We start from the raw sequence: 20,513 nt of genomic DNA, 5'->3' as shown, positions 1-20,513 counted from the left end.
GGGAAAGGGGAATGTCCACATGGTTTTTGAGGTCGGCGAGACAGTAGTTTACCCTCACCACGGTGCAGCGAAAATTGAAGAAATCAAGATGCGCACTGTCAAGGGCGAAGAGAAGATGTATCTCAAGCTCAAGGTGGCTCAGGGTGATCTGACCATTGAAGTTCCAGCAGAAAACGTTGATCTGGTTGGCGTCCGGGATGTGGTGGGCAAAGAAGGTCTGGAGCACGTGTTTGAAGTGCTGCGGGCCGAGTTCACCGAAGAACCCACCAACTGGTCACGTCGCTACAAGGCAAACCTGGAAAAGCTTGCTTCCGGTGACGTCATCAAGGTGGCAGAGGTCGTTCGCGACCTGTGGCGCCGTGATCACGATCGGGGTCTCTCCGCAGGGGAGAAGCGCATGCTGGCCAAGGCACGCCAGATTCTGATTTCAGAACTGGCGCTTGCTGAGAAGACCGATGAAGAGAAGGCCGCAAGCGTTCTCGACGAGGTCCTGGCTTCCTAACAGGAGTTGAACAGACGAGAATCGAACCCCGGTAGCGCAACGCTGCCGGGGTTTCTTTTCGCCCTCTTCAGGCCCGGCCGGCGGGTTGCCCTATCAGGTCCGGTCCCTCTGGGGGCCCGTTTAGGACCCGGAGTGATAGCGCAACGGGATGCCCGGGCCGCCGCGACGTAGTCTTGTGCGCATGGACTCTGCATCGAGAACTCCCGTCACCGCAGTCATCGTCGTCGCCGCCGGCTCCGGCCAGCGGCTGGGCTACGGCCTGCCAAAAGCCAAGGTTCCGCTGGGCGGGGACAGCATCCTCACCCACGCCCTGCGCGGTGTCGCCGCTGCAGGCCTCGCGCAGCAGATCTGCATCGCCATCCCGCCCGGGGATCGGGAAGTCCGGGCGCTCTGTGCGGCCTTCGAGCAGGAACTCAAAGTGGAGCGCGGGCACCCGGGCGCCCCGGGGGACGGCGTGCAGATCCCCGTGGTGACCGTTGTTGACGGCGGCGCAAGCCGCGCCGAATCGGTCCGGGCCGCGCTGGCGGCGCTGCTGCCTGCCACGGAAGCCGTCCTGGTCCATGACGCCGCCCGTGCCCTGACGCCCGAGGGTGTCTTCCGCCGGGTCTCCCACGCCCTTGCGGCCGGCGCCCTGGCCGTCATCCCGGTCATCCCTGTGGTGGACACGGTCAAGACGGTGACACCGACAACCGGCGACGGCGCCTCGATCGCCCCGGAGCTCGTCACCGGTACCGCAGCCCGGGAAACCCTCCGGGCAGTGCAGACGCCGCAGGGCTTCGAACTGGCCACCCTGAAACGTGCCCACGAGGCCGCGTCAGGGTTCGACGCCGGCCAGGCAGCGGCCGTTACCGACGACGCCATGCTGGTGGAACTCCTGGGTGTCCCGGTCCACGCGGTGCGCGGCGCCAGCCAGTCGCTGAAGATCACCACGCCGCTGGACCTGATCATCGCCGAGGGGCTCCTCGAGGGACCGCTGGGCGCCCGCTGGGTGGAAGGCTGAGCATGTCCGGAACCCAGAACACCCCGCTGCCACCCATCCCGCGGACCGGCATCGGCATCGACGTCCACGCCTACGCGCCCGAGGACGCGCCCCAACCGCTCTGGCTCGGTGGGCTGTTGTGGGACGGGGAGCGCGGACTGTCCGGCCACTCCGACGGCGACCCCGTCGCGCACGCCGCCGCCGATGCCCTGTTCTCCGCCTGCGGCGTCGGTGACCTCGGGACGCACTTCGGCACCGACCGCCCGGAGTACGCCGGGGCCTCCGGCGTGACCCTGTTGGCCGAGGCTGCGCGGATCGTCCGCGCCGCGGGCTTCGAGATCGGGAACATTGCCGTGCAGTTCGTTGCCAACCGGCCGAAATTCGGGCCGCGCCGGGAGGAATCACAGCGCGTCCTAAGTGCGGCCGCGGGCGCCCCGGTCAGCGTCTCGGCAACCACCAGCGACGGTCTCGGCTTCACCGGCCGCGGCGAAGGGATCTCGGCCACGGCTACGGCCCTCGTCTACCCGTCCGTCGCGGCGTCCCCGACGTCCGTCGCCTAGGCTTAACGGACATATGCCTTTCCATAACACCAGGAGACCCGCCGTGAAGAAGCTGCTGCCCGCCGTCGTACTTATGGCCGGACTGCTGCTCACCGGCTGCGCCGGGACCCCGAAAATGAACATCCCGGACAGCTGCGCGTTCCTGAATGAGGACACGTTCGTCCCCACCGGAAACCAGCAGCAGCAGGCTGAACAGATCTCAAAGCACTACCAGGAAGTCGCGGACAAGGTGGCGCCCGAGGTGGCGGCCCCGATCCAGAAGATGGCCGACATCATGAAAGCAGTCTCCGGCACGTCCCTCGGGGCCAAGAGCGCCGAACAGGACAAACAACTCGCCGAACAAATGAACAAGATCGGCGAACACTGCAAGTAGTCCCGCCGGGCAGCCCGCACGCCAGGTCCGGGGCCCCATCGGCTAATCTGGAGCGGTGACCCTGCGCTTCTATGACACTGCATCCGCCGAAGTCCGCGACTTCGTCCCCCTCGTTCCGGGCAAAGTGAGCCTGTACTACTGCGGCGCCACGGTGCAGGGCATGCCGCACGTCGGGCACATCCGCTCCGCCATCGCCTTCGACCAGCTCACCCGCTGGCTGCAGTACCGGCAATTCCGCGTCACGGTGGTCCGCAACGTCACCGACATCGATGACAAGATCCTGGCCAAGTCGGCCGATTCCTTCGCCCCTGACTTTGAGGGCGAGCCGGGCACTGTCCGCGAGGAGGAATGGTGGGCGCTGGCCTACCGTTACGAGCAGGAATTCCTCAAGGCCTACGACACCCTCGGCGTTTCCCGCCCCACCTATGAGCCGCGCGCCACCGGCCACATCCCGGAAATGCACGCCCTGATCCAGCAGCTGATCGACCGCGGCCACGCCTACCCCGCCCTTGATGACTCCGGGGACGTGTACTTCGACGTGCGCTCCTGGGACAAGTACGGCTCACTGACCCGGCAGAAGATCGACGACATGCAGGGGGCCCCGGACGTCGAGGCCCAGTTCAGCAACAGGAAGAAGGACCCGCGTGACTTTGCGCTCTGGAAGGGCCACAAAGCAGGCGAGCCGGCGACGGCGAGCTGGGCCTCGCCGTGGGGCGCCGGCCGGCCGGGCTGGCACCTGGAGTGCTCCGCAATGGTCACCAAATACCTCGGCCCCGAGTTCGACATCCACGGCGGCGGGCTGGACCTGAGGTTCCCGCACCACGAAAACGAGATGGCCCAGTCCCAGGCGGCCGGCCACGGCTTCGCCAACTTCTGGATGCACAACGGCATGGTCACCTACGCCGGTGAGAAGATGTCCAAGTCGATCGGCAACACCGTCAGCCCGGCCGAAATGCTGGAAGGCGCGTCACCGCGGGTGGTCCGCTACTACCTCGGCCAGGCGCAGTACCGCTCGGTGCTGGACTACCAGCCGACGTCCCTGCAGGAGGCCGGCGCCGCGGTGGAACGCATCGACGGCTTCATCGGCCGCGCCGTCCGGACACTTGCCGGCGTCGACGGCGGCACCCCTGCAGGCTACGGCTTCGCCAGCTACGGCGCCGTCCCCGACGCTTTCGCGGCCGCGATGGACGATGACCTCAACGTCCCGCAGGCCCTGGCGGTGCTCCACGAAACCGTCCGCGCCGGAAACACCGCCCTCACCGCCGGGGAACTCGACGCCGCCCGGCAGGCGCTCCTCAGCGTCAACGACATGCTGCGTGTGCTGGGTATCAGCGATACCGCCGGACCGGAGGTTGACGAACAGGGCAGCACGGCCCTGGGCGTCCTCGTCGAAGCGCAACTGGCCGCCCGCGCCCTGGCCCGCGCCAACAAGGACTGGGCCGCCTCGGACTCCATCCGCGATACGCTCGCCGCCGCCGGCGTCGTCGTCGAGGACGGCGCGGACGGCGCAAGCTGGAGCCTCAAGCGGGGCTGATCCGGCGCCGTTCCCGAGCCGTTCCGGCGCCGTTCCGGCGCCCTTCCGGCCCGGATCCGGCACCATTCCGGCGCCCGGATTGGGCCCCGGCTGACCCTGCGGTTCAGGATTTAACCCGAGTCAGTAGACTGGAGTTCAGACTTATTAACGAATCGCGTATCTAAAAGGGTGAAACTTATGGCCAACAACGGTCGCCGGTCGGTCAAAATGAAGAAGGGCCCCAGCGTCGGAACCGGCGGTCACGGCCGCAAGGCTCTCGAAGGCAAGGGCCCGACTCCCAAGGCGGAGGACCGTCCCTACCACAAGGCTCACAAGAACAAGCAGCTCGCGGAACGCTCCGCAGCCAAACGGCCGGGCGCCCCGCGCAGCGCCGGCGCACGCTCCGGCCCCAAGGGCCGTGCCACCGAGGAAGTCGTCACCGGACGCAACTCCGTGGTCGAGGCACTGCGCGCCGGCATCCCGGCCAAGGCCCTGCACGTCGCCATCCGCATCGAGATGGACGACCGGGTCAAGGAGTCCCTCAAGCTGGCCGCCGAACGGGGCATCCCGCTGCTCGAAACCGGCAAGCCCGAGCTGGACCGGATGACCGACGACGCCATCCACCAGGGCCTTGTGCTGCAGATCCCGCCGTACGAATACCAGGACGCCTTCGAGCTGGCCGAGGAGACCCTTGAGAGCTGGAAGAAGGGCCACGTCAGCAATGCGCCGCTCTTCGTCGCGCTCGACGGCATCACCGATCCGCGCAACCTTGGCGCCATCATCCGCTCGGTCTCGGCCTTCAGCGGCCACGGCGTCATCGTGCCGGAGCGCCGCTCCGTCGGCGTCACCGCCTCGGCCTGGAAGACCAGCGCCGGCGCAGCCGTCCGCGTTCCGGTGGCACGCGCAGCCAACCTGAACAACACGCTGAAGGCCTTCAAGAACATGGGCATCTATGTTCTGGGGCTCGACGGCGACGGCGACGTTTCGCTGCCCGACCTCGCCCTGGCCACCGAGCCGGTCTGCCTCGTCGTTGGTTCCGAGGGCAAGGGCCTCAGCCGCCTGGTCCGCGAAAACTGCGACCAGATCGTTTCAATCCCGATCGACTCCGCAATGGAGTCGCTCAACGCCTCCATGGCCGTCGGCATCTCCCTCTACGAGATCTCCCGGCAGCGCTCCGCCAAGTAGTCCCCGCAAGTTACGGCTCTGACGCTCCCGCACTTTTGGCGCGCAATGCCCATACGCTCCCGCACTTTTGGCGCGCAATGCCCAAGCGCTCCCGCACTTTTGGCGCGCAATGCCCATACGCTCCCTCACGTCTCGTGGGGGAGCGTAGGCATTTAATCCGCGGCATCAGGGGAGCGGTTCTGGCCTGACGTACCTTGGGGCGCGGTGCCGGATGTTCAGGCGGGCGCCGGGGTCTTGCGTGGAGCGCTAGACAGGACGCGCCAACGTTCCTGGAAGCGCGCAGCCCCTCTCCTGCGACGCGCAAACGTTCCTGTGACGCGCAAGCTCTTCTGGCGCTACGGGTATTCGGACGCGTCAGGGAAGCCGCGCGTCGCCAGGCTGAAAGCGCCGCGTCAGAGTGACGGCAAGGCGCTGGCGTCCGCGAAAGCCGCCAAGGCAAGCCCCGTGGCAGGCTTAGAACTTGTGGCGGTTGGCGAGGACCGGGAGCTTGGCGCGGGCTTCCTCGACGACGGCGGGGTCCAGGTCGGCGAACAGCAGCCCCGGGGCGCCGTCGAGCTCCTCCAGGACCTCACCGAAAGGTGACACGACAAGGGAGTGCCCGACGCCGGTGGGCGCCGCGCCCTTGGACTGGAGTCCCTGGCTGGCCGGGTCGCCCTGGCCGCAGGCCAGGACCAGCGTGGTGGAATCCGCGGCACGGGCGCGGGCCAGGAGCTTCCACTGCTCGGCTTTGCCGGGACCGGAGCCCCAGGAGGCGCACACAATGTTCACCTCGGCGCCGCGGTCCGCGTTCTCGGTGAACAGGTCCGGGAAACGGATGTCGTAGCAGGTGGCCAAGCCGAACGTCACGCCGTCGAACTCAAAGGTGACGGGCTCCGTCCCGGCGTCCACGGTGTCCGATTCCGCGAAACCAAAGGCATCGAAGAGGTGGATCTTGTCATAGCTGGCCTCCACCCCGCTGCCGGTGACCAGCAGCGTGTTGCGCACTTTGGCGCCGTCGCCCGCGGCACCGGGTGTGAACATGCCCGCGACGATCACGATGTCCTGTTCCGCCGCAATGGTGCGCACCCGGGCAGCCCATGGGCCGTCCAGCGGTTCCGCGATGTCCAGCAGCGAGTTACCGAAGGCCCGCATCGTGGCCTCGGGGAACACCACCAGCTCAGCGCCGCCGGCCCTGGCGCGGGCCGCATAGTCCTCCACGAGGGCAAGATTTCCGGCTAGATCGCGTCCGGTAATGATTTGAGCGAGTGCAATCCGCACAATTACCTCCAAATTTTGGCGCCGGTTCCAGTATGCAACGCCGCCATTCCGTAAACTGCACTTCGTCAGGAAAACGGAATCAGGGGCTATTTGTTCGGTCCCGCTAAACTTTAAGCAATGGTTATGCCCTACGTAGACACAGCTTCCACCGTAGACGCCTCGCGTGCGTTTCCGCTGGGACTCAGCGATCCGAACACCGGTTCGCCGGCAATGGACGATCCTCGGGGTGCCTTAGCTAATGTCGCTGTCTACGCGCCGGGAGTGACGACCCTGGAGATCGCCTATCAGGCTCCCGGCGGCACCTGGCAGTTGAAGACCCTGCCAAACGTGTCCGACGGCGTGCACCACGGCATCGTCGAAGGCATCCCGACCGGTTCGCGCTACGGTTTCCGGGCCACCCCGGACCACGAGGCCCTCCCGCTGTCCATGCCCGCCCCGGATTTCGACGCCGGCGGTGAGCAGCCGCTGCTGCTGGACCCCTACGGCCGCGCCGTGGACGAGCGCGAGGATTTCATTACAAGCGTCAGGGTGCACAGCGGCTTCGACTGGGGCCACGACCGCGGTCCCAGGATTCCGTGGCGCAACACGATCATCTACGAGGCCCACGTCCGCGGCCAGACCAAGCTCCACCCGGACGTTCCCGAGCACCTCCAGGGCACCTATGCCGGGCTGGCGCACCCGGCCATGATCGAGCACTTGATCGCGCTGGGCATTACCGCCGTCCAGCTCCTTCCGGTGCACTTCCACGTGGACGAACCACACCTGCAGAATCTCGGAATGACCAACTACTGGGGCTACAACACGGCCGCGTTCTTCGCCCTGCACCCCGGCTACGCCACGCAGGCAGCTCAGGCTGCGGGCGCCCAGGCCGTCCAGGACGAGTTCAAGGGCATGGTCAAACTCCTGCACGCCGCTGGCATCGAAGTCATCCTGGACGTCGTCTACAACCACACGGCCGAGGGCGGCAGGGACGGCCGGGCGCTCAGCTTCCGTGGCCTCGGCGAGATGACGTACTACCGCAATGACGGCCACGGCAGATACGTGGACACCACCGGATGCGGCAACAGCCTAAACTTCGGTGATCCCCGCGTGGTGCAGCTGGTGCTGGATTCGCTGCGGTACTGGGTGACGGAGTTCCACATCGACGGCTTCCGCTTCGACCTTGCGGTGACGCTGGCGCGGAACGCTGCCAACGAGTTCGATCCGCGGCACCCGTTCCTGGTCGCGGTCGGAGCCGATCCGGTGCTGTCCGCGACGAAGCTCATCGCCGAGCCCTGGGACGTCGGTTACGGCGGCTGGCAGACCGGCCGTTTCCCGGCGGGCTGGGTGGACTGGAACGATCACTTCCGCGACGCCGTCCGCAGCTTTTGGCTTGCGGACCGCGCCGCGATCGACGCCGGCGGGCAGGGCGGCTCGGTGGCGCGTCTGGCGGACGCGCTCTCCGGTTCCGCGCGCCTGTTTGAGCCATCCGGCCGGTCCCGGCTCGCTTCGCTCAACTTCGTCACCGCCCATGACGGCTTCACCCTGGCTGACCTCGTGTCCTACGACCGCAAGCACAACGAGGCCAACGGCGAACAGAACCGTGACGGCCACGGAGACAACCGCAGCTACAACCACGGCTTCGAGGGTCCCACGGAGGACGAGGACATCCTGGCCAAACGTGCGCAGTCCAGCCGCAACCTGATGGCTTCGCTGATGATTTCCCAGGGCGTTCCGATGATCACCGCCGGCGACGAGATCGCCCGGACCCAGCAGGGCAACAACAACGCCTACTGCCAGGACAACCCCATCAACTGGATCGACTGGACCAGCACTCCCGAATCACACTCCATGCTCCGCACCACTAAGCGAGTGATCCGGGCCCGCAAGGAATTCCTGGCCGGTCAGCCGCATGATTACCCGACGCGCGAACTGCAGTCGTACTTCCACTGGTTCGACGAACATGGCGAGCCGATGGCCGGAGAGCGCTGGCAGGATCCGGGGTACCGGGTGGTGCAGCTCCTGCTCGGTTCCGACGACGGCCACATGGACGGCCTCGTCGTGGTCAACGGCGACGCCAGGGACGTCAAGGTCACGCTGCCGCGGCTCAGCAATGAGGACGGGACCGGCAACCGGCTCTTCGAACTGCGCCTGACCACCTCCGGGCTCCACGACCTGCGCCAGGGCGTCCGGGTCGCTTCCGGGGAACGGGACGTCGTGCAGGCCAATTCCATCAGCATCTACCGCACCTAGCCCGGCCTTGGATTCAGAAGGAAACTCACAATGAAGGTCCAGCGGCTGACGGCCCTGCTTGCCCTGCTGGCCGCACTCGCAGTGCTGGCGTTCGTCCTGGCAGGTGTCCCGACGACGGGAACCCCGCCCGGGGCCGGAACCACCAGTTCCGGCAGCAGCACCGCCGCAACGGGCCCGGCAGCACAGCCGGGCCGGGCCCAGCCCAGCACCGCGGAGCCTGCTGCGCCCGCCCCGGCCCCGCCGCGCGCCATTGCCAACCAGTCCGGGCTGCCGGAGGTCAGGGCCTCCGAGCTTCCCGCCGAAGCCCGCGAGACCCTGGCGCTCATCGCCCGGGGCGGCCCGTATCCCTATACCCGGGATGACGTCACGTTTGGAAATTTCGAGCGGATTCTTCCGCGGAAATCCTCCGGCTACTACAAGGAATACACGGTCAAAACCCCGGGTGAATCGGACCGCGGAGCCCGCCGGATCGTGGCCGGCCAAGCCGGCGAAAAGTACTACACTCCGGACCACTACAACTCGTTCAAATTCATCGTCGAAGGCAAGTAGGGAACCCTTGAAAATTTACTCCGCGGACACCTGGACCAACGAGGAACTGCAGGCGCTCGTGGCCGACGCCGGACGGCGCGCCGTGTTGATTCCCGCCGCCGACACCAAACGCAGCGTCCTCGAAACGTTCGCCGAGACGCTGGACTTCCCGCCGGACTACGGCGTGAACCTCGACGCCCTCAACGACTCGCTGCATGACTTCGCCGACGCGGTCGCCGACGACGGCCAGACCCCGATCACCTTCATTTGGGAGGTCCCGGCCGCCTTCCGTTCCGACCGGTCCTTCGGCGTCGTCTGCGAAATCCTGCAGGACGCCGAGCGGTACGCCGGCAAGAACCTGGCCGTCATCGCCGTCTGCCTGTAGCCGGGCACTAAAACAAGCGCCGGAACAAACCACAGCGCCGCGCCCCGGCCATCCGGGGTGCGGCGCTGTTGATGGCTGGTGCGCCAGCAAGCTGGCAACTGGCGCCAGCTGCCCTCGCCAGCCGCATGCCGCCAGCGCCGGCTGCCTGCGGCTCAGGCGTTGACGATCAGGCCCAGTTCCGCCTTGGACGCGAGGGCGTCGTGCTTGGGGAGCACCCGGACGGTGTACCCGAAGGAACCGGAGCGGTCGATCACCAGGGTGCCGCTGAAAAGGTGCCGGCCCCTGCCAAGGTCTTCGGCCGCCTTCAGCTCCGCCACCGTGATGTCGGCCAGTTCGTCGCTGTCCTCCGCCCTGCCGTATGCCACCTCTACGGACACATCGTCCGGGGTGAGATCGTGCAGCGCCACGTAGGCGTTGACCTGGAGGATGTCGCCGATCTGCGGGTCCTCCGAGACGCCGACCGAGTCCACATGCTCCACCTGGATCTGCGGCCACGCGGCTCGGATCCGGGAAATCCAGGCCGCGAGGGCCTTGGCCTCGGCGAAATTGTCCTGTCCGGCCCGGCGGCCGGCGACGGCGGCCGGCCGGTACAGGACGTTGACGTAGTCCTTGAGCATCCGGTCGGCGGAGACGGCCGGGCCCAGGTGCGACATGGTGTGCTTGATCATCGACACCCAGTGCGTGGGGACCGCCTGCCGGCCGGGCTGCGAGGGCCCTGCCGCGCCGGCGCCGTCGGACACCGTAAGCCCGTAGAAGCGCGGGGCGACCTGCTTCTCCAGCAGCTCGTACAGCGCGGCCGCCTCGATGTCATCGCGTTCCTCGGGCGATGCGTCGTTGTTGGCGGTCGGAATCGCCCAGCCGTTCTCGCCGTCGAACATCTCATCCCACCAGCCGTCGAGCACGGAGAGGTTGAGCGATCCGTTCAGGGCTGCCTTCATGCCCGAGGTTCCGCACGCCTCGAGCGGACGCAGCGGGTTGTTCAGCCACACATCGCACCCCGGGAACAGGGTCCGCGCCATGGCGATGTCGTAGTTGGGCAGGAACACGATCCGGTGCCGCACGGCCGGGTCGTCGGTGAACCGGACGAGGTCCTGGATCATCTTCTTGCCCGCGTCGTCCGCCGGGTGCGACTTGCCCGCGATAACCAGCTGAATCGGGTGCGTCTTGTGCAGCAGCAGGGCCTTGAGCCGGTCGGGCTCGCGCAGCATCAGCGTGAGCCGCTTGTAGGTCGGCACACGCCGGGCGAAGCCGATGGTCAGGACATCAGGGTCCAGCACGGAATCGGTCCACGCGAGCTCGGCGTCGGCCGCCCCGCGCTTCTTCCAGGCGGCGCGGAGGCGGCGCCGGACGTCCTCAACGAGGGACATGCGCATCTCCCGGCGCAGGGACCAGACATCCTCGTCGCTGACGTTGTAGGCGAGGTCCCAGCGGCCCTGCGTTTCCGCGTCGGCGCCGAACTGGTCCCGTGCCAGTGCGGACACCCGCGGGTCCACCCAGGTCGGCACGTGCACGCCATTGGTGACGGACGTGATGGGCACTTCCGAGTGGTCGAATCCCGGCCACAGCGCGGAGAACATTCCGCGGGACACCACGCCGTGCAGTTTGGCCACGCCGTTGGCGCGCTGCGCCAGCCGCAGGCCCATTACCGCCATGTTGAACACGAACGGGTTGCCGTCGGTGTAGTCCTCGCGTCCGAGGCTCAGGATCTTGCCCACCGGCACGTTGGGGGCCAGCCCGGCGTCGAAGAAGTGCTGGATCTGCGAGACTTCAAAACGGTCGATGCCGGCCGGGACCGGGGTGTGGGTCGTGAAGACAGTCGAGGCGCGGCCCGCGGCCAGGGCTTCCTCCCAGCTCAGCGGCTCGTCGGCGGCCATCAGTTCCTGGATCCGCTCGACCCCGAGGAAACCGGCGTGGCCTTCGTTGGTGTGGAACACTTCCGGCGCGGGGCTGCCGGTGATTTTCTGGAACGCACGCAGGGCCTTGACCCCGCCCATGCCGAGCAGCAGCTCCTGCTGAAGGCGGTGGTCGCCGCCGCCGCCGTACAGCCGGTCCGTGATGCCGCGCGCGGCTTCGTCGTTGCCCGGAACGTTGGAGTCAAGCAGCAGAAGCGGAACACGCCCGACGTCGGCCCGCCAGACATGCGCGAGCAGCCGCCGTCCGTTGGGGAGTGGCAGGGAGATCTGGACGGGCTTGCCGTTGCCGTCGGCGGAGGCCTCGCGGAGCAGGGTCAGCGGCAGCCCGTCCGGATCCAGGACCGGATAGGTTTCCTGCTGCCAGGCGTCGCGGGACAGGGACTGCTTGAAATAGCCGGCCTGATACAGCAGTCCGACGCCGATCAGCGGCACGCCCAGGTCCGAAGCCGCTTTCAGGTGGTCGCCGGCGAGGATGCCGAGGCCCCCCGAGTACTGCGGCAGCACTTCGGTGATGCCGAATTCCGGGGAGAAGTAGGCGATGCACGCCGGTGCGCCGTCGCCGAGGCTCTGGTACCAGCGGGGCTGTTCGAGGTACCGGTCGAGGTCCTCGGCAGCGGCGTGGACCCGGCGCACCACGTCCAGGTCGGCGGCGAGCCGCTGCAGCTCCTCGCGGCTGACCAGGCCGAGGAAGCTCACCGGGTCGTGGTCGCTTTCGGCCCAGATCTTCGGGTTGAGGCCCTTGAACAGCTCCCGTGTGGGCCGGTGCCAGGACCACCGGAGGTTGGTGGCCAAGCGGGCCAGCGGCCGGATGGACTCGGGGAGGACGGTTCGGACGGTAAATCTGCGGATTGCCTTCACCTGCGAAACACTAACCGACAACTGGCGGGCTCGTCACGGCTTCCAGTCGCATTTGCGTAAATGACGGACCGGGGTCCGGAAAACCTCCGGAAAAACGGAGCAGGCTTAGCAATCTCGCCAATTTGTCGCTAACGTCGAGGCTGTGACGACTAACTCGCGAAGCAGTGCCATGTCCAAGCAAAAGCCGAAGGCTCTGATCACGGAGGGTCTCCATTTTGGCCGGTTTCCGATCACCGCCGTGCAGCCCGCAGTCGACGGCGGGAAGTTCCCCGCCAAGGCCACGGTGGGAGAAACCCTGGTGGTGGGTGCCACCGCTTTCCGCGAAGGCCACGACCGGCTCGGGGTGAGCGCCGTCCTGCTCGATCCGCGCGGGAAGGAACGCCAGCGCGTCCGTCTCGCACCGCCCCGGGGCCCCCGCGGCCAGGGAACCGACCGCTGGGAAGGACTCCTGACCCCGTCCGCCACCGGCGCCTGGTCCTTCGTGATCGAGGCCTGGCATGACAGCTACGGGACCTGGCACCACAACGCCGAGGTCAAGGTGGAAGCCGGCATCGACGTCGAACTGATGCTGGCCGAGGGCGCCGCGCTGCTCGCCGAAGCGTCCGAGGACCCCTCCCGCCCGTCCGCCGACCGGCGGACGCTCCGGATGGCCGTCGTCGGGCTCAACGACGCCGGCAAGTCCGTCGAGGAACGCCTCGCCGCCGGGTTCAGCCCGGAGGTGACCGCCGTCGTCGAGCGCCAGCCGATCCGGGAACAGGTCACCGTGTCCGAGCCGTACCCGCTGCTGGTGGAGCGCGAACTCGCCGGCCGGGGCGCCTGGTACGAGTTTTTCCCGCGGTCAGAGGGTGCCGTGCGCAACCATGAAACCGGCGAGTGGACCTCCGGGAACTTCCGGACCGCAGCCAGGCGTCTCGATGCCGTCGCGGCGATGGGTTTCGACATCATTTACATGCCGCCGATCCACCCGATCGGCATCCAGCACCGCAAGGGCCCGAACAACACCCTGCTGGCCGGACCGCACGATCCCGGCTCGCCGTGGGCCATCGGGGCCAAGGAAGGCGGCCACGACGCCATCCACCCGGACCTGGGCACCTTTGAGGACTTCGACGCATTTGTGGCGCGGGCCGGACAGCTGGGGCTGGAAGTGGCCCTGGACCTGGCGCTGCAGGCCGCCCCGGACCACCCCTGGGTCGAAAGCCACCCCGAGTGGTTCACCACCCGGGTCGACGGCAGCATCGCCTACGCCGAGAACCCGCCGAAAAAGTACCAGGACATCTTCCCGCTCAACTTCGACAACGATCCCGCCGGCCTCTCCAACGAGATCCTGCGCATTGTCTTCCTTTGGGTGAGCCACGGCGTCAAGATCTTCCGCGTTGACAACCCGCACACCAAACCGGTGTGGTTCTGGGAATGGCTGATCGGCAAGGTCAACATGAAGCACCCCGACGTCGTCTTCCTCGCCGAGGCGTTCACCCGCCCGGCCATGATGCACGCACTGGGCCGGGCCGGCTTCCAGCAGTCCTACACGTACTTCACCTGGCGGAACACCAAGGAGGAGCTGGAGGAGTACTTCCAGGAAGTCAGCCACGAATCCCCGGCCTACTTCCGGCCGAACTTCTTCGTCAACACCCCGGACATCCTGACCGAATTCCTGCAGTACGGCGGGCCGGCCGCGTTCAAGATCCGGGCCGCGCTGGCCGCCACCGCGAGCCCCATCTGGGGCGTCTACGCCGGCTTCGAACTCTACGAGCACGTGGCCCGGCCCGGCGCCGAGGAATACATCGACAACGAGAAGTTCGAGTACAAGGCCCGTGACTGGGACGCGGCCACCGAATCCGGCCGCACGCTGGCCCCCTACATCACCCGGCTCAACGCGATCCGGCACGCCCACCCCGCCCTGGGGGATCTGCAGAACCTGACGGTGCACGAGAGCACGGACAATGCCACCGTCGTCTATTCGAAGCACAAGACCCTCCCCGACGGCACGAAGGACACCCTGATCATCGTCGTCAACGTGGATCCGCACGGCATCCGCGAGAGTACCGTGACGCTGGATCTGGCGGCGCTGGAACTGGACCCGGAGAACCTCACGCACAATGGCCGGTTCATGGTGGATGATCTGTTGACCGGCGAAAGCTGGGAATGGGGGGAGTACAACTACGTTCGATTGGACGCCCATGTCGAACCCGCACACATTCTTAGCATCCGGAGGCAGCACGCGTGAGTTTCAGCCCGACCAATCCCAACCAGCACTTCAGCCCGAAGGGGTCCTTTGAACTGAACGCGCCCGGCCTCCAGCACGATCCGCACTGGTACCGCAAGGCGGTCTTCTACGAAGTGCTGGTCCGCGGGTTCGCCGACGGTAACGGTGACGGCTCGGGCGACTTCCACGGCCTGATCGAGAAGCTGGACTACCTGCAGTGGCTCGGCGTCGACTGCCTCTGGCTCCCGCCCTTCTTCCAGTCCCCGCTCCGGGACGGCGGCTACGACATCTCGGACTACAACTCCGTGCTGGACGAATTCGGCACCATCAGCGATTTCAAGCGTCTCGTTGCGGAAGCCCACGCCCGCGGCGTGCGGGTCATCATCGACCTGCCGCTGAACCACACCTCCGACCAGCACCCCTGGTTCCAGGAGTCGCGCAAGGACCCGGAGGGTCCGTTTGGCGACTTCTACGTCTGGAGCGACACGGACGAGAAGTACGAGGATGCGCGTATCATCTTCGTGGACACCGAGGAATCCAACTGGACCTTCGACCCGATCCGGCGCCAGTTCTTCTGGCACCGCTTCTTCAGCCACCAGCCGGACCTGAACTTCGAGAACCCCAAGGTCATCGACGCCCTCTTCGACGTCGTCCGGTTCTGGCTGGACCAGGGGATCGACGGCTTCCGCGCCGACGCCATCCCGTACCTCTTCGAAGAAGAGGGCACCAACTGCGAAAACCTGCCGCAGACCCACGAATTCCTGCGGAAACTGCGCAAGATGGTCGACGACAACTACCCGGGCCGCGTGATCATCGCGGAGGCCAACCAGCCGCCCGCTGAAGTGGTCGAATACTTCGGCACCGAAGCGGAACCGGAATGCCACATGGCGTTCCACTTCCCGATTATGCCCCGGCTGTACTATGCGCTGCGGGACCAGAAGGCCGCACCCATCATCGAGACGATGAAGGACACCCCGGCAATTCCCGAAGGCGCCCAGTGGGGCACTTTCCTGCGCAACCACGACGAGCTCACGCTGGAAATGGTCACCGCCGACGAACGGGCGGCCATGCTCGGCTGGTACGCGCCGGACCCGCGCATGCGGGCCAACATCGGTATCCGTCGGCGGCTGGCGCCGCTGCTGGACAATTCCCGCTCCGAGATTGAACTCATCAACGCCCTGCTGCTCTCGCTGCCCGGCAGCCCGTTCCTGTACTACGGGGACGAGATCGGCATGGGAGACAACATCTGGCTCGAGGACCGCGACGCCGTCCGGACCCCGATGCAGTGGAACCCGGACCGCAACGCCGGGTTCTCCAGCGCGGACCCCGGCAAGCTGTACCTTCCGGTGATCCAGTCGCTGGTCTACAACTACAGCATGGCCAATGTTGAGGCGGAGGCTGCCCACTCGGGGTCGCTGCTGCGCTGGACCCGGCAGATCCTGAGCGTGCGGAAGAACCACCCGGCCTTTGGGCTGGGCGGGTTCGAGCATGTGGAGGCCGACCACGACGTGGTCCTCGCCTACCTGCGGGAGTTGCCGGAGGGCAACTCGGCCGGCGAGGAGAGCGAGACCATCCTGTGTGCCTTTAACCTCTCCCAGCACCCTGTCGCCACCACCCTGCGGGTGCCGCGGTTCGCGGGCCGGGGCCTGAGGGACGTGTTCGGCGGGCAGGCGTTCCCCGGGATCTCGGAGGACGGCACCCTGACGCTGACCCTGGGCAGCCACGACTTTTTCTGGCTGAGGATCCGCTCGGCCGCCTCCAACCCCGCGTCGCCCTACACCCAGGCCATGCCTATCCTGTCCATCGAAGGCTGACATGACCCGACCCACGCTTACCCCCGCCCTGAGCGGCCTGCTCGGCGACTGGCTTCCGCGCCAGCGCTGGTTCCCCGTCAAGAGCGCGGCGTTCAGCTTCGAGCCCGCCGGGGGACTGAGCCTCGGGAGCGGTCCCGGCTTGCCCGACGCAGCCGAACTCGAGGTACTGCTGCTGGCCGTGAGCTACCCGACGCCGGACGGCTCCCGGACCGACGTCGTCCAGGTCCCGCTCAGCATCCGCCGCTCGCCCCTCGCCGGGGCCGATGCAGCGCTGATCGGCCAGCTCTCCGGAGCAGGCCCCGCCGGTGCGGCCGCCGACGCCGGCGGCGGGCCCGAAGCCCGGTGGATTTACGACGGCGTCCACGACCCGGCGTTCATCGCGGCGTGGCTGGAACTCATCCGGCTCCGCGGCGGCAGCCCGTCCGGGAACGCGTCCGGCCACCTCGTTGAGTCCGGCTACCGCCTGCCCCGGGCGACCGGCGTCGTGAAGGTCCTCACCGGGGAGCAATCCAACAGTTCGGTGGTCATCGATGACGGCGAATCAGCCGCGATCCTGAAATTCTTCCGGGTTCTCTCCGACGGGCAGAACCCCGAAGTGGAAATCGGAGCTGCCCTGACGGCAGGGGGCACCACTGAGGTGCCCGCAACCCTTGGCTGGGTCACCGGTGAATGGGAGACCCCTGCCGGGGAGCCGGGCGCCGCCCGGCGCGCGCACGGCGAACTGGCCGTGGCGCACGAATTTCTCGCCGGCGGGCTGGATGCCTGGCGGCTGGCCGTCGACGCCGCAACCATCGGCCGGAGCTTCGCCGCCGAGGCCTACGCGCTCGGCGCCGCCACCGCCACGGTGCACCGCCGCCTGGCCCAGACGCTCGGCGTCGCCTCCGAGTCCGTCCCGGGCGGCGACATTGCTCCCGGTGTGGCCCAGCGGGTGCGGCAGTCCTGGGCGCAGGCCGGAGCCGCCGTCGGGCCTTACGGTGAAGCGCTGGACAGGCTCCTGCAGCGCCTCGACGGCAGCAGCGCCGGGCCCCTGCAACGGATCCATGGCGACCTGCACCTCGGCCAGATCCTGCAGGTTTCGGGCGGCGCCGGGGAAGCGCCGCGCTGGGCCATCCTCGACTTCGAGGGGGAGCCACTCCGGCCGATCTCGGAGCGGAACTCCCCGGATGTCCCGTTGCGGGATGTCGTCGGAATGCTGCGGTCCTTTGACTACGCCGCCGGCGCCGCAATCCGCGAGCACCCGGAGGCCAACGTCCCGGCCACCTGGGTGGACGACTGCGCCGAGGCCTTCCTGGCCGGGTACGCAGGTGTCATCCCCGGCGGCATCGACCGCGATTCGCCCCTCTTCGTTGCGCTTTGGCTCGACAAAGCGCTCTACGAAGTCATCTACGAACTACGCAACAGGCCGGACTGGCTCTCCATTCCGGTCCATTCGTCACGTCGTCTCCTCGGAAGTACAGGTTCCGGCGACCCCGCCGAAGCCGCAGCGGAAGGTATCAAAATGACAGGTTCAGCCCGTATCGATAGTCCCGGAAGTCCGCTCCCGGTGGACGCGGATACCCTGGCGCGGGTCGCCGCCGGGGAACACCACGCGCCGCACTCCGTTCTGGGGGCGCACCTGGACGACCACGGACACGTCACCATCCGCACGGTCAAACACCTCGCCGAAGCAGTCTCCGTTGTGACCGCAGCCGGAACGTACCCGATGGAGCACGAGTCCGGCGGCGTATGGGTTGCCGTGCTGGAGCCGCTGGAAAGCGGCCACGTGCCGGATTACCGGCTGGAAGTGAGCTACAAGGGCCTGGCGCCGCAGCCGGCCGACGATCCCTACCGTTACCTGCCCACGATTGGCGAACTGGACCTGCACCTGATCGGTGAAGGCCGTCACGAGCGCCTCTGGGATGTGCTCGGCGCGCACGTCCAGCACTACAAGTCGGCTCTGGGCGACGTCGACGGCGTGTCCTTCGCCGTCTGGGCGCCAAACGCCCAGTCCGTCCGGGTCAAGGGCGATTTCAACGGCTGGGATGGCCGGCAGCACTCGATGCGTTCCCTCGGCTCCTCCGGGGTCTGGGAACTGTTCATCCCCGGCGTTTTAGCAGGGGCGTGCTACAAATTTGAAGTCCGGACCAAGCACGGTTACTGGGTGGAGAAGGCGGATCCGCTGGCCTTCGGCACCGAGGTTCCGCCGCTGACGGCGTCGCGCGTCGTGGAGCCCTCCTACGCGTTCAAGGATGCGGAATGGATGGAAACGCGGGCCGGACGGGATCCGCACAACTCGCCGATGAGTGTCTACGAAGTGCACCTTGGATCGTGGAAGGTCGGTCTCAGCTACCGCGAGCTGGCCAAGGAACTGGTCGAGTACGTCAAGTGGCTCGGCTTCACCCACGTGGAGTTCATGCCGGTCGCGGAGCACCCGTTCGGCGGCTCCTGGGGCTACCAGGTCACGTCCTACTTCGCCCCGACCTCGCGCTTCGGCCATCCCGACGAATTCCGGTACCTCGTGGATGAACTTCACCAGGCCGGCATCGGCGTCCTGCTGGACTGGGTGCCGGCGCACTTCCCCAAGGATGAGTGGGCGCTGGCGCGGTTCGACGGTGAGGCCCTGTACGAGCACGCCGACCCCAACCTGGGCGAACACCCGGACTGGGGAACCCTGATCTTCGACTTCGGCCGGCGGGAGGTCCGCAACTTCCTGGTCGCGAACGCGCTGTACTGGCTCGACGAATTCCACATCGACGGCCTGAGGGTGGACGCCGTTGCCTCGATGCTCTATCTCGACTACTCCCGCGAGGCAGGCCAGTGGCAGCCTAACCGCTTCGGCGGGCGGGAGAACCTCGAGGCCATTTCCTTCCTGCAGGAAGTCAACGCCACGGTCTACAAGACCCACCCCGGTGCAGTCATGATCGCCGAGGAATCAACCGCGTTCCCGGGTGTCACGGCGCCCACCAGCAAGGGCGGCCTGGGCTTCGGCATCAAATGGAACATGGGCTGGATGCACGACACGCTCAAGTACATGTCGGAAGAACCGATCAACCGCCGGTGGCACCACGGCACCGTCACCTTCTCGATGGTGTACGCCTACACGGAGAACTTCCTGCTGCCGATCAGCCACGACGAGGTCGTGCACGGCAAGGGCTCGATGCTGCGGAAGATGCCGGGGGACCGCTGGCAGCAGCTGGCGAACTTGCGTGCGTTCCTTGGTTACCAGTGGGCGCACCCGGGCAAGCAGCTGATCTTCATGGGCACCGAATTCGGCCAGGAGGCCGAATGGTCCGAACAGCACGGCCTGGACTGGTGGCTGGCCGAGACCCCGGCGCACCGCGGGCTGCAGCTGCTGACCAAGGATCTCAATGAGGTGTACAGCGCCACGCCGGCGCTCTACGAACAGGACAATGATCCCGCTGGCTTCCAGTGGATCAACGGCGGGGATTCAAACCGCAATGTCCTGACGTTCATCCGCCGGGACGCCCAAGGCAGCCCTGTCGTGTGCGCATTCAACTTCTCGGGTGCCCCGCACGCCGACTTCCGTCTCGGCGTTCCCGCAGCAGGGGAATGGCGGGAACTGCTGAACACCGACGCGGAAGCGTACGGCGGATCCGGTGTCCTGAACGAAGGCAAGCTGACGGCGGCTGACCTCGAGATCGACGGCCAGCCGGCCACGCTTACCGTCACGCTGCCGCCGCTGGGCGCCGCGTACTTCACCCCTTTGGGGTAACGAGCGGCAAGCAAGACGGATCGGGCAGCCCAGGCTTCCCCGAAAAGCCCGGAATCCGCGCGATTCCGGGCTTTTTGGTGCCCGGCAGGAGGGCCGTCAGGCTGCTTTTGTCAGCGGGGCAAAGTGGTGGTAGAGTTTATTTCCGCGCTGCTCCCCGGAGTTGAACGGCCACCAAGACCCAGAAGCCTCACGGCGAGAACGGGTCGGGGCACCGATTTGACAAGGGTGAAGCGGCCCNCAAGGGTGAAGCGGCCCGGTAAGTTTGTGAAGTTGCTCCGGAGCGATCTGCGACCTGTGGTTGTGGTGGTGCCGGGTGTGTCTGTTGTTTGAGAACTCAATAGTGTGCCAAGTTTGTTGATACCAATTTATTGTATTGAATTGGTTGAATTGACTGGATCCGCCACCCCGTGGTGTGGTCTGGTTTTTACAGCTGGTTTCAAATTTTGTGCAGCTGGCATGTCCCGTTTTCCCGGGGGTGTTGGTTGTGTCTGTTTTACTT

The 20,513-nt window shown here is 66.8% G+C and carries 14 protein-coding genes; 12 read left to right on the top strand and 2 right to left on the bottom strand.

All coding sequences use genetic code 11. The features are described from left to right. Positions 1-19: 19 nt before the first annotated feature. From AC50X9_RS11830 to rlmB, 6 genes are all read left to right on the top strand, one after another. Positions 20-502, top strand: coding sequence for a CarD family transcriptional regulator (locus AC50X9_RS11830; RefSeq protein ID WP_024367191.1), 483 nt, complete (start codon positions 20-22; stop codon positions 500-502). A gap of 181 nt (positions 503-683) precedes the next feature. Beyond that, the gene (locus AC50X9_RS11825; RefSeq protein WP_494893802.1) at positions 684-1,502 is read left to right on the top strand and encodes an IspD/TarI family cytidylyltransferase; all 819 of its coding nucleotides are present in this window, start codon (positions 684-686) and stop codon (positions 1,500-1,502) included. Positions 1,503-1,504: 2 nt separating this feature from the next. Further along, entirely contained in the window at positions 1,505-2,041 is a 537-nt protein-coding gene (ispF, locus tag AC50X9_RS11820; protein ID WP_494893800.1) for a 2-C-methyl-D-erythritol 2,4-cyclodiphosphate synthase, read from the top strand. Between the two features lie 43 nt (positions 2,042-2,084). Then, a complete protein-coding gene (locus AC50X9_RS11815; RefSeq protein WP_494893798.1) occupies positions 2,085-2,414 on the top strand; it encodes a hypothetical protein in 330 nt (109 codons plus the stop codon). Positions 2,415-2,469: 55 nt separating this feature from the next. After that, complete coding sequence (gene cysS, locus AC50X9_RS11810; RefSeq protein WP_494893796.1) at positions 2,470-3,948, top strand: cysteine--tRNA ligase; 1,479 nt, start codon at positions 2,470-2,472, stop codon at positions 3,946-3,948. Positions 3,949-4,125: 177 nt separating this feature from the next. After that, positions 4,126-5,112, top strand: coding sequence for a 23S rRNA (guanosine(2251)-2'-O)-methyltransferase RlmB (rlmB, locus tag AC50X9_RS11805; protein ID WP_494893794.1), 987 nt, complete (start codon positions 4,126-4,128; stop codon positions 5,110-5,112). Between the two features lie 453 nt (positions 5,113-5,565). On the opposite strand, the gene AC50X9_RS11800 is transcribed toward rlmB, so the two are convergent. Beyond that, the gene (locus tag AC50X9_RS11800; protein ID WP_494893792.1) at positions 5,566-6,369 is read right to left on the bottom strand and encodes a carbon-nitrogen hydrolase family protein; all 804 of its coding nucleotides are present in this window, start codon (positions 6,367-6,369) and stop codon (positions 5,566-5,568) included. A gap of 117 nt (positions 6,370-6,486) precedes the next feature. On the opposite strand from AC50X9_RS11800, the gene glgX reads away from it, so the two are divergent. From glgX to AC50X9_RS11785, 3 genes are read left to right on the top strand one after another with little or no spacing between them, the layout of a single operon-like run. Further along, entirely contained in the window at positions 6,487-8,601 is a 2,115-nt protein-coding gene (gene glgX / locus AC50X9_RS11795; RefSeq protein WP_494893790.1) for a glycogen debranching protein GlgX, read from the top strand. A gap of 30 nt (positions 8,602-8,631) precedes the next feature. After that, positions 8,632-9,150, top strand: a complete 519-nt coding sequence (locus AC50X9_RS11790) for a guanyl-specific ribonuclease (RefSeq protein ID WP_494893788.1) — start codon at positions 8,632-8,634, stop codon at positions 9,148-9,150. Between the two features lie 7 nt (positions 9,151-9,157). Continuing rightward, the gene (locus tag AC50X9_RS11785; RefSeq protein ID WP_494893786.1) at positions 9,158-9,514 is read left to right on the top strand and encodes a barstar family protein; all 357 of its coding nucleotides are present in this window, start codon (positions 9,158-9,160) and stop codon (positions 9,512-9,514) included. A gap of 152 nt (positions 9,515-9,666) precedes the next feature. Here the strand turns inward: AC50X9_RS11785 and glgP are convergent, their stop codons facing one another. Then, a complete protein-coding gene (gene glgP / locus AC50X9_RS11780) occupies positions 9,667-12,285 on the bottom strand; it encodes an alpha-glucan family phosphorylase (RefSeq protein WP_494893784.1) in 2,619 nt (872 codons plus the stop codon). 169 nt (positions 12,286-12,454) lie between these two features. On the opposite strand from glgP, the gene AC50X9_RS11775 reads away from it, so the two are divergent. From AC50X9_RS11775 to AC50X9_RS11765, 3 genes are read left to right on the top strand one after another with little or no spacing between them, the layout of a single operon-like run. Further along, positions 12,455-14,509 carry an alpha-1,4-glucan--maltose-1-phosphate maltosyltransferase gene (locus AC50X9_RS11775; RefSeq protein ID WP_494893782.1) on the top strand — a complete coding sequence of 685 codons (2,055 nt, stop codon included), beginning with the start codon at positions 12,455-12,457 and terminating at the stop codon, positions 14,507-14,509. Next, entirely contained in the window at positions 14,506-16,302 is a 1,797-nt protein-coding gene (gene treS / locus AC50X9_RS11770) for a maltose alpha-D-glucosyltransferase (protein ID WP_494893781.1), read from the top strand. Before AC50X9_RS11775 ends, treS begins: the two co-directional genes overlap by 4 nt. A 1-nt stretch (position 16,303) precedes the next feature. Then, positions 16,304-20,014, top strand: a complete 3,711-nt coding sequence (locus AC50X9_RS11765; protein ID WP_494893780.1) for a 1,4-alpha-glucan branching enzyme — start codon at positions 16,304-16,306, stop codon at positions 20,012-20,014. Positions 20,015-20,513: the final 499 nt, after the last annotated feature.

The sequence above is a fragment of the Pseudarthrobacter sp. HLT1-3 genome, assembly GCF_059383535.1.
The sequence above is the reverse complement of the archived record's forward strand: the minus strand, read 5'-3'. Positions and strand labels throughout refer to the sequence as shown.